At 69.5% G+C, this 14248-nt stretch carries 14 protein-coding genes; 9 read left to right on the top strand and 5 right to left on the bottom strand.

Going from position 1 to position 14248, the window contains the following annotated elements; translation table 11 throughout:
• Nucleotides 1–31: 31 nt before the first annotated feature.
• On the bottom strand, nucleotides 32–961 hold the full coding sequence (locus R8F63_03720; protein MDW3217700.1) for an acyl-ACP desaturase: 930 nt from the start codon (nucleotides 959–961) through the stop codon (nucleotides 32–34).
• Nucleotides 962–1142: 181 nt separating this feature from the next.
• Nucleotides 1143–2216, bottom strand: a complete 1074-nt coding sequence (gene ychF / locus R8F63_03715) for a redox-regulated ATPase YchF (GenBank protein MDW3217699.1) — start codon at nucleotides 2214–2216, stop codon at nucleotides 1143–1145.
• A gap of 42 nt (nucleotides 2217–2258) precedes the next feature.
• Here ychF and R8F63_03710 point away from each other — a divergent pair, with 42 nt between their 5' ends.
• The 3 genes from R8F63_03710 to R8F63_03700 all read left to right on the top strand — a co-directional run bounded on the left by R8F63_03710 (nucleotide 2259) and on the right by R8F63_03700 (nucleotide 5350).
• Nucleotides 2259–2630 (top strand): hypothetical protein, encoded by a 372-nt coding sequence (locus R8F63_03710; protein MDW3217698.1) that lies wholly within the window; start codon nucleotides 2259–2261, stop codon nucleotides 2628–2630.
• Nucleotides 2631–2680: 50 nt separating this feature from the next.
• Nucleotides 2681–3694, top strand: coding sequence for a PHP domain-containing protein (locus tag R8F63_03705; protein MDW3217697.1), 1014 nt, complete (start codon nucleotides 2681–2683; stop codon nucleotides 3692–3694).
• Between the two features lie 183 nt (nucleotides 3695–3877).
• Nucleotides 3878–5350 carry an amidohydrolase family protein gene (locus R8F63_03700; GenBank protein MDW3217696.1) on the top strand — a complete coding sequence of 491 codons (1473 nt, stop codon included), beginning with the start codon at nucleotides 3878–3880 and terminating at the stop codon, nucleotides 5348–5350.
• Between the two features lie 15 nt (nucleotides 5351–5365).
• On the opposite strand, the gene R8F63_03695 is transcribed toward R8F63_03700, so the two are convergent.
• On the bottom strand, nucleotides 5366–7078 hold the full coding sequence (locus tag R8F63_03695; GenBank protein MDW3217695.1) for an amidohydrolase family protein: 1713 nt from the start codon (nucleotides 7076–7078) through the stop codon (nucleotides 5366–5368).
• A gap of 46 nt (nucleotides 7079–7124) precedes the next feature.
• Here R8F63_03695 and R8F63_03690 point away from each other — a divergent pair, with 46 nt between their 5' ends.
• Nucleotides 7125–7481 carry a DUF393 domain-containing protein gene (locus tag R8F63_03690; protein MDW3217694.1) on the top strand — a complete coding sequence of 119 codons (357 nt, stop codon included), beginning with the start codon at nucleotides 7125–7127 and terminating at the stop codon, nucleotides 7479–7481.
• Between the two features lie 4 nt (nucleotides 7482–7485).
• On the opposite strand, the gene R8F63_03685 is transcribed toward R8F63_03690, so the two are convergent.
• Together R8F63_03685 and R8F63_03680 are read right to left on the bottom strand one after the other, a co-directional pair.
• Nucleotides 7486–8265, bottom strand: coding sequence for an enoyl-CoA hydratase/isomerase family protein (locus R8F63_03685; protein ID MDW3217693.1), 780 nt, complete (start codon nucleotides 8263–8265; stop codon nucleotides 7486–7488).
• Nucleotides 8266–8274: 9 nt separating this feature from the next.
• On the bottom strand, nucleotides 8275–9516 hold the full coding sequence (locus R8F63_03680) for a hypothetical protein (GenBank protein MDW3217692.1): 1242 nt from the start codon (nucleotides 9514–9516) through the stop codon (nucleotides 8275–8277).
• An 80-nt stretch (nucleotides 9517–9596) separates the two neighbouring features.
• Between R8F63_03680 and R8F63_03675 the strand changes: the two genes are divergently transcribed.
• From R8F63_03675 to R8F63_03655, 5 genes are all read left to right on the top strand, one after another.
• Complete coding sequence (locus tag R8F63_03675; protein MDW3217691.1) at nucleotides 9597–10274, top strand: acetate--CoA ligase family protein; 678 nt, start codon at nucleotides 9597–9599, stop codon at nucleotides 10272–10274.
• Nucleotides 10271–11731 carry a CoA-binding protein gene (locus tag R8F63_03670; protein MDW3217690.1) on the top strand — a complete coding sequence of 487 codons (1461 nt, stop codon included), beginning with the start codon at nucleotides 10271–10273 and terminating at the stop codon, nucleotides 11729–11731. The genes R8F63_03675 and R8F63_03670 overlap by 4 nt, the downstream gene beginning before the upstream one ends.
• A gap of 16 nt (nucleotides 11732–11747) precedes the next feature.
• The gene (locus R8F63_03665; GenBank protein MDW3217689.1) at nucleotides 11748–12080 is read left to right on the top strand and encodes an antibiotic biosynthesis monooxygenase; all 333 of its coding nucleotides are present in this window, start codon (nucleotides 11748–11750) and stop codon (nucleotides 12078–12080) included.
• Nucleotides 12077–13030, top strand: a complete 954-nt coding sequence (locus tag R8F63_03660; protein ID MDW3217688.1) for a queuosine salvage family protein — start codon at nucleotides 12077–12079, stop codon at nucleotides 13028–13030. Before R8F63_03665 ends, R8F63_03660 begins: the two co-directional genes overlap by 4 nt.
• A gap of 151 nt (nucleotides 13031–13181) precedes the next feature.
• Nucleotides 13182–14243 (top strand): BMP family ABC transporter substrate-binding protein, encoded by a 1062-nt coding sequence (locus R8F63_03655; GenBank protein ID MDW3217687.1) that lies wholly within the window; start codon nucleotides 13182–13184, stop codon nucleotides 14241–14243.
• Nucleotides 14244–14248: the final 5 nt, after the last annotated feature.

The following is a 14248-nucleotide window of genomic DNA, read 5'->3' as shown; positions in this document are numbered from 1 at the left end:
CCGAGACCTCAGGTGACGGCGGGGCGAAGGCTCAGGCCGGTGCCGGTTCGAGCTGCGCGGCCTTCTCCTCGCGGCGGGCCGCGAGTCGCCGGCCGACCTTGCCGACCCGTCCGATGTACTTCACGAGGCGGGCTCGGGACTCCTCGGCCTCCGCGTTGAGTCCCTCGATCGACTCGAGCGCCCAATCGCGCATGATGACCGGCTGGAGGATCTGGTCGTGGTGGATCGCGAGGTCGTAGATCCCCGCATCGGCGATCGCCTTCGCGTGACTGTTGAATCCCGGGATGCCGACACCGGGCATGGCGAAGTCCGTCGTCTGCTTCTCCATCGCGATCACGGCGGACGACGGGTCGATCTCCATGACGGCGGTGAGGGCGTCACGGTAGAAGAGGAAGTGGTGGTTCTCGTCCGACGCGACGCGGCGCATGATCTTCTTGCCGACCTCGTCTGTCAGCATCGAACCGGTGTTGAAGTGGGAGATCCGGGTGGCGAGTTCCTGCAGCGACACGTAGGCCAGGCCTTCGGCCATCGTGGGCGGTTCGGGCACGGCGCCGGTCTGGACCTGGATCATCCGGGCCCGTTCGAGCTCGACCGGGTCGAGGGCGCGGGTCGCCTGGAGGTAGGTGTTGATCACCATGCCGTGGCGGCCCTCCTCCGCGGTCCAGCGGCGGACCCACTCACCCCAGGCGCCGTCGCGCCCGAACATCCGCTCGATGTCGCGGAAGTAGTAGGGCAGGTTGTCCTCGGTGAGCACGTTGACGAACAGGGCACTGCGCACCGCCGGCGGGATCGCCGCATCGTTCGGCTCCCACTCGTAGTCGGGTTCGTAGTCCTCGGCCTGGGTCCACGGCACGAGGGTGTGGGGGAACCACTCCTTCGTCGCCGAGAGGTGACGGTCGAGCAACTGTTGCGCGGTGGCCTCGAGCGACTCGAGGATGTCCTGGTCGGTGGTGGTCGCCATGATCGGTCAGCCTACCTGCCGGTAGGCAGGCTGAGGTGATCGGGCGAAAACGAGGTTCGTGAAACGCGGCACATGGCTATGACCCGGCCCGCGGGGAAAGCGTTACGCGACTGCCCCGGCCCCGTGCGCGTCTCGGGTTCGTCCGCGCCCCGGGTAGGTACGCGGTCCGGCGCATGCCGGCTCAAACATTGAAGCGGAACTCCATCACGTCGCCGTCCTGGGCGATGTAGTCCTTGCCTTCGGAGCGGACCTTGCCGACGTCGCGTGCCGCCGCCCACGAGCCGGCCTCGAGCAGTTCGTCCCACTGGATGGTCTCGGCCCGGATGAAGCCGCGCTGGAAGTCGGTGTGGATCACGCCGGCACACTCCGGCGCGGTCGAGCCGGCGCGGAAGGTCCAGGCGCGGCTCTCCTTCTCCCCCGTCGTGAGGAACGTCCGCAGACCCAGCATGTGGTAGGCGGACGTGAGGAATCGCGGCACCGCTCCCTCACCGAGACCGAGCGCTTCGAGCATCTCCTCGCGCTCGTCGGCGTCCATCAGCGCGGCCTCGGCCTCGAGCTGCACGCTCAGCGGCACGACTTCGGCGCCGTCGAGCTCGGCCCGCACCGGCGCGGCGATCGCGTCCTCGTCACCGATCTGGTCCTCACCGATGTTGAGCACGGCCATGACCGGCTTGTTGGTGAGGAAGAAGAACTCCTTCAGCTCGGCCCGATCATCCGCTTTCATGCCGGCGCGATAGAGCGGCGTGCCGTCGGAGAGATGATCGACGCAGGTCTGGAGCAGGGCGACGGTCGGCTTGAGCGAGCTGTCGCCCTTGAGCATGCGGCTGGTCTTGTCGAGCGCCTTCTCGGCGCTGGCGAGGTCGGCGAGCGCCAGCTCGATCTCGACGACGCGGAGGTGTTCGAGCGGGTCGGACGGGCCCGGCACGTCGGAGTCGGGGAACGCCCGGAGCACGAAGACGATCGCGTCGACCTCCCGGATGTGTGACAGGAACGCGTTGCCGAGGCCCTCGCCCTGGCTCGCCCCCTCCACGAGTCCGCCGATGTCGGTGAACTGCACGGCGGCGTGGACCACGTTCTTGCTCTCGCTCATCACCGCGAGCCGGTCGAGGCGGTGGTCCGGCACCTTCGCCACGCCGATGTTCGGGTCGGTGGTCGCGAACGCGTAGGGAGCGGCGTGGGCTCCGCCTCCGGCCAACGCGTTGTACAGCGAGCTCTTGCCCGCGTTGGGCAGGCCGACGAATCCGAATCGCTCCATCCGGCAACGCTATCGACGCGACCTGCGAGTACCGTGGGGCCGATGACGGACGTGACGCGCACCGCGAGGGGTGAGCAGCCAGACCTCGCCGAGGCGACGCGGTCCGACGCCGGCGGCGTCGGCGACATGCAGGGCGCGGAGCGCGCGTTCTCGAAGTCGATCCTCGTGTCCGCGGTCCGCTGCACGCTCACCTACGTGTTGATCCCGTTCGTGTTCCCGATCATCGGGTTCGGTACCGGCGTCGGCCCCTGGATCGGCGTGCCGATCGGTCTGGCCGCCATCGTGGCCAACGTCGTGAGCATCCGCCGCTTCCATCGCGCCGACCACAAGTGGAAGTGGCCCATGAGCGCCATCAACGTCGGCATCATCGGCCTGTTGGTCGTGCTGGTCGTGGTCGACCTCACCAACCTCTGATCCGCCCGCTCGCTCCGCCGAGATCGCACCGGAGGGGTACCGTGGAGGTCATGGAGCCGGTCCTCGCGTTGCAACAGGCGATCCACTATCTCGACCGGGAGCTCGCGCCCGGCCAGAAGGTCCGCGCGTTCCAGAAGGCGATCGACGTCGTGGTCGAGGTCGGGCCGGCCGAGATCGCCGCCCGGGCCGAGGCGGGAACCCTCACGGACCTCGACGGCATCGGCAAGTCGACCGCCGAGGTGATCGTCGACGCGCTGAACGACAACCCCGACGGCTACCTCTCCCGACTGGACGAGCGCAGCCGCATTCCGCTCGGCGAGGGCGAAGCCGTGTTGGCGGCGCTGCGCGGCGACGCCCACGCCCACACGACCTGGTCCGACGGCGGCGCCCCGCTGCGGTCGATGGCCGAGACGGCGATGGCGGTCGGCCACGAGTGGATCGTCATCACCGACCACAGCGCCCGTCTCACCATCGCCCACGGCCTGAACGAGCAACGCCTCGTGTGGCAACTCGACGAGATCGAGGCGCTCAACGCGGAACTCGCTCCGTTTCGCATCCTGACGGGCATGGAGGTCGACATCTTCGAGGACGGCTCGCTCGACCTGGCCGACGAGATGCTCGAGCGGCTCGATGTCGTCGTCGCCAGCGTCCACTCGAAGATGAAGCTGCCGAAGCCGGAGATGACCAAGCGCATGGTCACCGCCATCGCCAGCCCCCACACCGACATCCTCGGACACTGCACGAACCGCAAGCTCGTCGGCCGGGGCCGTCCGCCATCGGAGTTCGACGCCGAGATCGTGTTCGCCGCGTGCGCCCAGTTCGACACCGCGGTCGAGATCAACTGCCGACCCGAGCGCCAGGATCCGCCCGAGGACCTCCTCGAGCTCGCGATCGACTGGGAGTGCAAGGTCGCCATCAACACCGACGCCCACGCGACGGGCCAGCTCGAGTGGCAGCCCTACGGCGCCGACAAGGCCGTGCGCTGCGGCGTTCCCGTCGAGGACATCGTCAACACCTGGTCCGCCGACGACGTCCTCGCCTGGACGGCCGGCCACGCCGCCTGACCCGGTTCTCCCGGTATCCTCGACGCCATGTCGAAGCGCACCCAGAAGAAGAAGGCGAAGGCTCGCCGCAGCAAGGCGAACCACGGGCGCAAGCCGAACGTCGGTCGCAACAGCTGAGGCCGTGCCGCGCCACGCGCGGCACCTGCCCACACACTGATCACACCTCGGTGCTAGTCCTGAGGGATGGCACGCGACCGCTGGTCAGACGAGATCCCGATCAAGTTCGGGCCCGCGTCGAACGGGGAGATCCTCGTACCCCCGTCCACGCCACTACAGCGTGAAGCCCACCGACGGATCCTCGCGGAGGCCGACGGGCTGGCCCGTCGCCTCGGCACCACCCGGCGCCAGTTCCTCTCCACGGTCTGCGGCAGCGCGCTGTCGTTGACCGTGCTCGCCGCCTGCTCGAAGGAGGAACAGGCGGCCCGTCCCGGGTCCACCACGTCCACCTCCGAGCCCGGGGGCACGTTCTCGCTCCCGCCGTCGTCCACGACCGAGCCGGACGCGGCAGCCGAGGTGCTCACCGGGACCGATCCGATCATCGACGTCCAGACCCACGTGCTCGACTTCGACCTTTCGACGGCCGAACCGAGTCGGTTCTTCGGGTCGAGCTTTCCGCAGGTCGACTGTGGGCTCGACGACGCCCGCGAGTGCTTCATGGCCGAACGCTTCCTCGAGGACCTCTTCATCCGCTCCGACACGAGCGCCATCGTCTTGTCGGCGCTGCCGGCGTACGGCGCGGCCAACCCTCTGACCCTCGAACACATGGTGCAGACGCGGGCGCTGGTCACGGCGTTGTGTGGCGACGAGCGGGTCTTCCTCCAGGGGCAGGGGGCGCCCCACGTGGGCGATGTCGACGCCGCCCTCGCCGCGATGGACGTGGCGATGGCCGACCATCCCGACCTCGTCGCCTGGAAGGTCTACACCCACAATCCCGACGGCTTCTTCCTCGACGACCACGACCCCGATCGTCCGCCGCTCGGCACCGACTTCATCCGTCGGGCCGTGGACGGCGGGGTGCCGGTCGTCGCCGTCCACAAGGGCCTGTCGGGGAACCATCCCGCCGCGTCCCCGATCGACATCGGGCCCGCTGCGGTCCGGCACCCGGACTGCAGCTTCCTCGTCTACCACTCCGGCCTGGAGACCAACGTCGCCGAGGGACCGTTCGATCCGGAGGCACCGAACGAGGGCGTCGACCGTCTCGTCGCGTCGCTGCGCGACGCCGGCGTGGAGCCCGGCGCCAACGTCTACGCCGAGCTCGGGTCCACGTGGCGCTTCCTGATGAGCCGCCCCGACCAGGCTGCCCACGTGCTCGGCAAGCTGCTGGTGGCCTGCGGGCCCGACAACATCCTGTGGGGCACCGACTCCATCTGGTACGGCTCGCCCCAGGACCAGATCGAGGCGTTCCGGGCCTTCGAGATCACCGAGGCGTTCCAGGAACGGCACGGCTACCCGGCGCTCACCGCCGAGACCAAGGCGAAGATCCTGGGCGCCAACGCCGCCCGCCTCCACGGCATCGATCTCGGCGGGATCGAGTGTGCCTTCACCTCAGAGGAGCTGCGGGCCGCTCGGGAGACGGTGCCCACCCGACACATCACCCTCGGTCCCACCGAACGGGCCGAGATCGTCACCCATCTGGCCTCGCACGGCGCCTGGTGAGCGGGTCGGCGGGCGTCAGATGCGGATGACCCCGGCGTCGGTGGCCTTGAGCGTCCGACCCGGACGGGCTTCGGTCACCCGGTCCTTCTCCACGATCACCTCGCCCGCCTTGACCGTGGCCTCGTAGCCCTCCACGTCCTGGAGCAGGCGGCGGCCACCGGCCGGCAGATCGTGGACCATGTGGGGCGCATGGAGGGTGAGCCCGGCGTGGTCGATCACGTTGACGTCGGCCAGCATCCCGGGCGCGAGCACACCGCGGTCGTGGATCCCGTAGGTCCGCGCCGTCGCCTGGGTCTGCTTGTGGACGACCAGCTCCACCGGCAGCTGTTGGCCCCGGGTGCGGTCCCGGGTCCAGTGGGTGAGCATGTAGGTGGGCATCGAGGCGTCGCAGATCAGGCCGCAGTGGGCGCCCCCGTCCGACAGCCCCATGATCGAGGCCGGGTGGCTGATCATCTTCCGGATCGCCTCGTGATCCCGTTCGACATAGCTGCCGAGCGGCATGAAGACCATGGCCGTGCCGTCGTCCTCGCCCATCCAGTCGTAGACGACCTCCTGGGGCGTGGTGCCGGTGCGGGCCGCCACGGCCGCGGCGGACGCCTCCGGCGGCGGCTCGTAGTCCGGCACGTCGCCGAGCGGGTACATCATGTCGAAGTTGTGGGCGAGATAGTTGATGAAGCCGTCCTTGGTCGCCACCTCCTCGCTCAGCAGCCGGGCCTTGAACTCGGGGTCGCGCCACATCGCGACCCGTTCGGCGTGGGGCCGGTCCCAGACCTCCCGGTACGACGGATGGGCACGGAACGGATGGAACGACGACTCCAGGCCGTAGAGCAGACCGGTCGGACGGGTCGGCACCTGGGGCACGATCAGGGGCCCGTCGGCGCTCTGGGCGGCGTCGTCGTCGAGCATCCGCAGATACGCCTCGGGGCTGCCGGGGTCCTGCGCCATCGTGTAGGTGACCGGGACGCCGGCCTCCACCAGGTGCCGGAGCCACGACCATTCGTGCTTGTCGTAGGCGCGGTCGCTGACGAACTGGAACAGGCCGCGGCCGACGCTCGCCAGCTCGTCGCCGATCGCCATGAGCTCCTCGTCGGGCGAGAAGGTGCCCGGCTCGTAGCCGTGGCGCGAGCGGTGTTGGATCGTCCGGCTGGTGGACACGCCGAGCCCGCCCTCGCGCACGCCGGCGGCCATCACCTCGGCGATCCGGGAGATCTCCTCGGCCGTCACGTCGTACTCGTGGGCGCGCTCCCCCATTACGTACGCCCGCACGGCTGCGTGCGGGACGGTGGTGCCGACGTCGATCGTGCGATGGAGTCCGGCGAGCGAGTCGATGTACTCGCCGAACGTCTCCCAGTCCCAGCGGATCCCTTCGGCCAGCGCGGTACCCGGGATGTCCTCGATGGCCTCCATCAGCTCGATCAGGAACGCCTGGCCGCCGGGCCGCACCGGCGCGAAACCGACCCCACAGTTGCCCATGACGGCGGTCGTGACGCCGTGGTTGACGGACGGCATCATCACGTCGTCCCAGCTCGCCTGGCCGTCGTAGTGGGTGTGGACGTCCACGAACCCCGGCGTCACCAGCGCGCCGTCGGCGTCGATCTCGCGCCGACCGGCGGCGTCGACGCGGCCCACGGCGACGATCGTGTCACCGTCGATCGCGACGTCGGCGGTGGCCGGGGGCGCCCCGGTGCCGTCGACGACCGTTCCCCCACGGATCACGAGATCATGCATCTGCTCAGTGTGTCGCAGATGGCCGGACCCGTGCGACACTGGAGCCATGTTGGTGTTCGACGGTGACTGCGGTTTCTGCACCTCGTCGGCTCGATGGATCGAGCGGCGGCTCCCGGCCGACGCGCGCGTCGAACCGTGGCAGTCCCTCGACCTGAGCGAGATCGGCCTGACCGAGGACGACGTCCAGATGGCCGCGTACTGGGTGGGCGACGACGGCCGCGTGCACCGCGGCCACCGCGGCATCGGGCGGTCCCTCATCGCGGCCGGTGGTGCCTGGAAGGTCGTCGGCTGGGCGCTGATCCTTCCGCCCATCTCCTGGTTCGCCCGGCTCGGCTACTACGTCGTCGCGAAGTACCGCTACAAGCTCCCCGGCGCCACGGACGCCTGCCGACTCCCGACCTGACGGCTCAGTCGCGGGGCCAGACGGGATCGCGCTTCTCGAGAAAGGCGGTCATCCCCTCGCGCATCTCGGGGTTCATGATGGAGCGCTGGAACACCCGGAAGTCGTGGGGGCGCAGTTGGCGGTTGATGTCGTCCTTGATCGCCCGCCGTGATCCCGGGCCGCCGCGGGCGACCGACGCGACGACGGCGTCGACCGCGTCGGCGAAGTCGTCGTCCGGCACCAGCTGCTGCACGAGCCCCATCTCCCGGGCCCGCGCCGCGTCGAAGGGTTCCATCGCGAACATGATCCACTTGGCGTTGCCGACACCGACCCAGTCCGCGAGGCGCGTCGCCATGAACACGTCCGGCGCCCCCCGCATGATCTCGGGCGCCCGAAAGCGAGCCGACTCCGCGGCGATCACGAAGTCGCAGTGCAGGGCGATGTCGAGTCCGCCCGCATAGCAGAGGCCGTTGATGGCCGCGATCACGGCCGCGCCACAGCGCTCGAGGTGACGGAACGGGAAGTGATCGGTCGGGTCCCACTCGGCGGCCAGTGTCGGGTCGTCGATCGCATTGCCGCCCATGTCGCCGCCGACGCAGAACACGTCGTCCGTGCCGGTCAGGACGAGCACGTCGATGTCGGGCTCCCGGTCGGCGAGGATCGCGGCGCGCTTCACCGCCCGGTACATGTCCTGGGTCATCGCGTTGCGCTTCTCGACCCGGTCGATGCGGACCCGCAACGCATGCTCGTCGTAGTGGGCGTGCACGCACGGCGACCCGAGGTCGATCACGTCTCCGTTGTCCATGTCTGCCTCCTACTTGACCTGGTAGAGCACGTCGGCCGGGATCTCGTGGGTCTCGGGCAGGATCATCGGCGAGCCGGCGAACACGGACTCGAGGAACGTGATCGCGAACGTGTTGGTGAGTTCCTGGACACGGTCGAGCGCCATGTCGCCCTCGGAACACCCCTCCTCGGCGAGGGTCTCGACGGTCTCCACGACGATCGCGGTCGGTTGGGTGAGTTCGTCGAAGAAGTCGAGATAGTCGCAGAGGTCGGTGAACGACTGGTGCTCGGCGGCGACCAGCTCGAGTCGGTAGCTCGGCGCGCTCGCCGTCAGGTCCCAGGCCCGTTCCACGTTGGGGTCGACCGGCGTGGTCTTGTCGTCGGTGCCCACGATCACCAGGGCCGGCACGTCGACCCGAGCGAGATCGTCGTCGGTGAGCAGCGTCGCGTCCGGCTCACCCGAGCCGGTCGCGGGGGCGAGCGGGATGATGGCGTCCACCCGCTCGTCGGCCGGTGCCGTCCCCTCGACGTTCTCGTAGCCGGACACGACGGCGTAGGTGGTGAAGCCGCCGAACGAGTGGCCGGTGACGGCGATGTGCTCGCCGTCGACGGACGCCGCGAAGACGCCGGCCGTCTCGTGTGTCGGATCCACCATCGCGTCGATCAGGAGGGAGACGTCCTGCACGCGGTTCAGGGCGATCACGGTGCCGGGATCGGAACTGCCGGTGATGCGTTCGACGGCCGTGTTCCCCGTGTGATCGGCGGCGGCGACGATGTAGCCGTGGCTGGCGATGGTCTCGGTGTAGTCCGAGTCCACGAACCGAATACCTCCGGAGCCGTGCGAGTAGATGACGAGGGGGAACGGCCCGTCGGGGGCGAGCGACGCGGCGTCCGCCCCGATCGCCAGCGGCGACTCGTAGTAGTCGTTGGGGGTGAGGGTGTAGCGATGGGGATCACCGGTCGTATCGGGAGCGAGCGGGAACCAGACATCGACCGTGAGCGGGCGTTCGCGCACAGCGTCCGTGACAGTGATGGTCGCGACGCCCACGTCGTACTCGCCGCGGCCCACGTCGACCAGCTCGTCCTTCGGTGCTTCCGTCGTGGTCGTGGTCGTGGTCTCGGCGGCGACGGTCGTCGTCGATCCGGCCGTGGTCGTCGTGGTGATCCCGCTCGTGGTGGTCGTGGTCGTCGGGTCGGACGCGGAGTCAGCGTCGTCGCCGCAGGCCGCCGCAACGAGGAGAACAGCCAGGGCCAGCGGGAGCAGTCGATGCATCCGGCGATGGTGACACACCGTCGCGGACGCGGCCCATCCCACGGTCTCCCGGCGGCGGGCGGCGTGGTAGACCCACTGCCGTGTCCATCACCCTCTCCGAAGCAGAATCCCGACGGGTCGTGGCCGGTCACGGCGTGCCGGTGTCACCCTTCGTCACCGGCACCTCCACCGACGAGGTCATCGCGGCCGTCGCAACCGACGACACCGTCGCCTACCCCGTCGTCGCGAAGCTGTGCGGCCGGGCGATCGCCCACAAGACCGAGCGGGGGCTGGTCCGGCTCCGCCTCGGCGACGAGGACGCGCTCCGCCAGGCCTGCGACGACCTCCTGGCCGCGGCCCGACCCGACGACGGGGACGTCGAGGTCCTCGTGTCGACCATGGTCGACGGCAACCGGGAGCTCATCGCCGGACTCAACGACGACCCCCAGTTCGGCCTGACGATCATGGTCGGCGTCGGCGGGATCCTGGCCGAGGCGATCCGTGACGTGACCTTCCGGCTCGTGCCGATCTCGGAGGTGGACGCCGCGGAGATGATCGACGATCTCGGCACGCAGCGGCTGCTCGACGAGTTCCGCGGCGAGCCCGCGGTCGATCGGGCGGCGTTGATCGAGGCGCTGGTGGCGCTGGCCGCGGTGGGCGAGCAGGAAGCCGGCGTCAGGTCCATCGACCTGAACCCACTGATCATCGTCGAGGGGAAGCCCGTCGCCGTGGACGCGCTCGTCGAGCTGGATGAGGCGGCAGCGGAGGTCTCGCGATGAGTCACGACCTCGGCGCCCTGTTCGACCCGAAGGGCGTCATCATCACCGGCGTCTCCAACCATCCCGGAAAGTTCGGCTTCGTCACGCTGCACAACCTGATCGCCTCCGGGTACCAGGGCGAGATCTTCCCGGTCGGCCGCGAGCCCGGCGAGGTGCTGGGTCGGTCGGTGCTCGGTTCGATCGACGAGGTGCCGGACGGCGCCGCGGACATGGTGTTCATCTGCACGCCACAGGCCGTCAACGAGGAACTCCTCCGGGCCGCGGCCGCGCGGGGCGTGCGCGCCGCGTTCTTCGCCGCCGCCGGATACCGGGAGGCGGGTCCGGAGGGAGTCGAGGCCGAACGGCGACTCGTCGCGCTGGCCGACGAGCTCGGCGTGGCGTTGGCCGGCCCGAACGGCCAGGGCGTCGTGTCCACCCCGTCACAGATGTGCGCCCAGATCGTCGCTCCGTACGCGCCCGCCGGCCGCATCGCGGTGGCGAGTCAGTCGGGCAACTTCGTCTCGTCATTCCTCAACCTGGCCCACCACACGGGCGTGGGCGTCAGTCGTGCGGTTGCCGCCGGCAACGCGGCGGCACTCGGCATCGCCGACTATGTCGAATGGTTCGCCGACGACCCCGAGACGGACGTCTGCCTCGTCTACATGGAGTCTGTCGACGACGGCCGCGAGATGTTCGAGCGCCTCCGGGCCGTCGCCGAACGCAAGCCGGTGGTGGTCGTGAAGGGCGGCGCCTCCGATGCGGGCGCGCGGGCCGCGGCCTCCCACACCGGCGCACTCGCCTCCGATGATGCCGTGTTCGACGGCATGTGCCGCCAGGCCGGCCTGATCCGGGCTCGCGACGTCGAGGAGGGGTTCGAAGCCGCGGCCACCCTCGCCACCCAGCCGCTCCCGCAGGGCAACCGCGTGGTGGTCGTCACGACCGTCGGCGGCTGGGGTGTTGCCGCCGTGGATGCCATGGCCGACACCCGCCTGACCGCGGTCGCGCTCCCCGACGACCTCTACGCCGCGATCGACGAGAAACTCCCGCCCCGCTGGTCGAAGAACAATCCGATCGACATGGCCGGCGGCGAGACCCGCGACACGGTGCCCGAGATCCTCGAGCTCGCGGCGGCGCACCCCGACGTGGACGGCGTGCTCTTCCTCGGCCTCGGGATCCAGTCGAACACCGCGTCCATGCTGCGCGAGGGCGGGTTCTACCCGGACCACGGCCTGGAGCGCATCGTCGGTTTCCACGAACGCCAGGACGCCCGCTACGCCGAGGCCGCGGCCGAGATCGCGGCCCGCACCGGCACACCCGTGCTCATCGCCACCGAACTCGCGAACGCCCGGCCCGACAACGCCGGCCCCGCCGCCGTGCGGGCCGCCGGGCGCATGTGCCACGCGTCGGCCGGGCGGGCGATCCGCTCGCTCGACCTGATGGCCCGCTACGCGAATTGGCGCCGAGCGCGGGGCCTGTGACCTCTACGGTCGCGCCATGACCACCACGCCCGAACCCCCCTACTACGCCGTCGTGTTCACGAACCGGCGGGCCGGATGGGGCGACGAGGGCGTGGACGCGGCCTACAACGCCGCGGCGGCGCGGATGGAGGACCTCGCCTCGACTATTCCCGGGTACCTGGGCATCGAGTCGGCCCGCTCGGGGGACGGCACCGGCATCACGGTCTCCTACTGGGCGTCCGAGGACGCCATCGCCGAATGGCGTCGCCACCCCGAGCACCTCGACGTGCAGGCCCACGGCCGAAGCGACTGGTACGAGTGGTACGAGCTGCGGGTCGGCCGCGTCGAGCGGGCGCGTTCGTTCCCGTGACGATCTTCGATGACATCCGCTCGTCGTGCGCGGCGGTCGCCGAACACGCCCGTTTCGTGACCATAGATCGTGGGCGGGTGGCGGGGTTCGCCGCGGAGATCGACCTCGACGGGCCGCAGAACGACCCCGGTCAGGCGCGGATGGGATCCGAGGAGTCCGCCACCGCGTTCGTCCTTGCGCTCGACGCCATCAACTTCGGGAGCGGCTACTTCCCCCACCTCCACAAGCGACCGGGGATGTCCGGCTACCACACCATCGCGACGTCGCTGCGCGATCTCGTGGCCGACACCGGGGCACTCACCGCGGACCGGCTCGCCCGCTGGACGATCGACGACGCTGCGGCCACGTTCCAACAGACGCTCGACGGCGGTCCGGCCCACGAGCTGATGCAGCTGTTCATCACCGCCTGGCACGACCTCGCCGCGTGGGTCGAGCGCCACGGCGACGGTTCGTTCGCCGCGGCGGTCGCCAAGGCCGACGGGTCGGCGGCCACGCTCGTCACGATGCTCGACGAGATGCCGTTCTTCCACGACGTGCACACGCACCCCGCGGCGGGCGAGGTACTCCTCTACAAGCGGGCCCAGATCACGGTGCAGGATCTCGCCGTCGCGTTCGACGGCGACGGGCCCGGCCGGTTCACGGATCGGTCCGAGCTGACCATGTTCCCCGACAATCTCGTTCCCCACGTGCTGCGGGTCGAAGGGGTGCTGCACTTGGACGACGAGCTCGTCGCCCGGATCGAAGCGGTCGAGGACATCGCCGTCGGGTCGCCCGAGGAGGTCGAGATCCGGGCCTGCGGACTCCACGCGGTCGAACTGCTCCGCGACGAACTCGCCGCGGAAGGCACGCGGATCACCAGTGGCGACCTCGACAACGTCCTCTGGAACCTCGGCGCCGGCCCCCGGTACAAGGCCGTTCCCCGCCATCGTTGCCGCTGCGTCTTCTACTGAATGCACCGCGGAATTCCGGGGAATCCCGGAATCGGGATCGAAGAACGAGGCAGCGCACGATCGCGCGGGATACGGTTCATCCACCATCGGAGGAGCTGCGCGGTTCCTGCGATACGTACACCACCGCCGTCGAGCGGTAACTGGAGGGAAAATGCGCAAGCGACTTCTACTGCTTCTGAGCGTGATGATGGCTTTCTCGCTCATCGCCGCCGCGTGTGGCGATGACGACGGACCGGCAGGCTCTGTTGGCCTCGTGTTCGACATCGGTGGCGAGGGCGACCAGTCGTTCAACGACTCGGCTGCGGCCGGCCTCAACCGTGCGGCTGAGGAGCTCAACGTCGAGATCTCGAAGGTCTCGCCCAACGACGACGGCTCCAACCGAGCCGAGCTGCTCCAGTTGCAGGCGGACGCCAGCGACATCGTGATCGCCGTCGGCTTCCTCTTCGAGGCCGACGCCGCCGCGGTGGGCGGGGCGAACCCGGAGACCAACTTCGGCGTCATCGACTCCTCGATGCTCGACTTCTCGGGCGACGCGCCGGCTCCCTACGCCGACAACATCGCCGGACTCGTCTTCTCCGAGGAGCAGGGCTCCTATCTCGTGGGCGCCGCTGCGGCCTCCATGAGCGAGACGGGCACGATCGGCTTCATCGGCGGCGTGTGCTGCTTCGGCCTCATCGAGAAGTTCGAGGCCGGGTACATCGCCGGCGCGAAGGCCGTGAACCCGGACATCGAGATCATCTCGGAGTACATCACCGAGTTCCCGAACTTCGACGGCTTCAACGACCCGGCTGCCGGCCGCGAGACCGCCCTGGCGATCTACGAAGGTGGCGCTGACGTCATCTACCACGCCGCCGGTGGCACCGGCGCCGGCATGTTCGCCGCCGCCAAGGAGCACACCGAGGCGTCCGGCTCGAAGGTCTGGGGCATCGGCGTCGACTCCGATCAGTACAACACCGTGGGTGCCGAGGTGCAGGAGTTCGTCCTCACCTCGATGCTGAAGCGTGTCGACGTGGCCGTCTACGAGATCATCAAGGCCCACCTCGACGGCGACTTCGGTCCGGGCGAGCAGCGCTACGACCTCTCGGTCGACGGCGTGGGCTACTCCACCTCCGGCGACTTCCTGCCGGAGGACGTGATCGCCACGCTCGAGGACTTCAAGCAGCAGATCATCGATGGCGACATCGTCGTTCCGACCGATCCGGCCGACGCCTGATCCGT

It is taken from the genome of Acidimicrobiales bacterium (genome assembly GCA_033344915.1).
GTDB lineage: Bacteria > Actinomycetota > Acidimicrobiia > Acidimicrobiales > Aldehydirespiratoraceae > JAJRXC01.
The sequence above is the reverse complement of the archived record's forward strand: the minus strand, read 5'-3'. Positions and strand labels throughout refer to the sequence as shown.

Excerpts from the sequence above, each read along its gene's own strand:
- R8F63_03720 (MDW3217700.1), bottom strand. The coding sequence starts at position 961 with ATGGCGACCACCACCGACCAGGACATCCTCGAGTCGCTCGAGGCCACC.
- ychF (MDW3217699.1), bottom strand. The coding sequence starts at position 2,216 with ATGGAGCGATTCGGATTCGTCGGCCTGCCCAACGCGGGCAAGAGCTCG.
- R8F63_03710 (MDW3217698.1), top strand. The coding sequence starts at position 2,259 with ATGACGGACGTGACGCGCACCGCGAGGGGTGAGCAGCCAGACCTCGCC.
- R8F63_03705 (MDW3217697.1), top strand. The coding sequence starts at position 2,681 with ATGGAGCCGGTCCTCGCGTTGCAACAGGCGATCCACTATCTCGACCGG.
- R8F63_03700 (MDW3217696.1), top strand. The coding sequence starts at position 3,878 with ATGGCACGCGACCGCTGGTCAGACGAGATCCCGATCAAGTTCGGGCCC.
- R8F63_03695 (MDW3217695.1), bottom strand. The coding sequence starts at position 7,078 with ATGCATGATCTCGTGATCCGTGGGGGAACGGTCGTCGACGGCACCGGG.
- R8F63_03690 (MDW3217694.1), top strand. The coding sequence starts at position 7,125 with ATGTTGGTGTTCGACGGTGACTGCGGTTTCTGCACCTCGTCGGCTCGA.
- R8F63_03685 (MDW3217693.1), bottom strand. The coding sequence starts at position 8,265 with ATGGACAACGGAGACGTGATCGACCTCGGGTCGCCGTGCGTGCACGCC.
- R8F63_03680 (MDW3217692.1), bottom strand. The coding sequence starts at position 9,516 with ATGCATCGACTGCTCCCGCTGGCCCTGGCTGTTCTCCTCGTTGCGGCG.
- R8F63_03670 (MDW3217690.1), top strand. The coding sequence starts at position 10,271 with ATGAGTCACGACCTCGGCGCCCTGTTCGACCCGAAGGGCGTCATCATC.
- R8F63_03665 (MDW3217689.1), top strand. The coding sequence starts at position 11,748 with ATGACCACCACGCCCGAACCCCCCTACTACGCCGTCGTGTTCACGAAC.
- R8F63_03655 (MDW3217687.1), top strand. The coding sequence starts at position 13,182 with ATGCGCAAGCGACTTCTACTGCTTCTGAGCGTGATGATGGCTTTCTCG.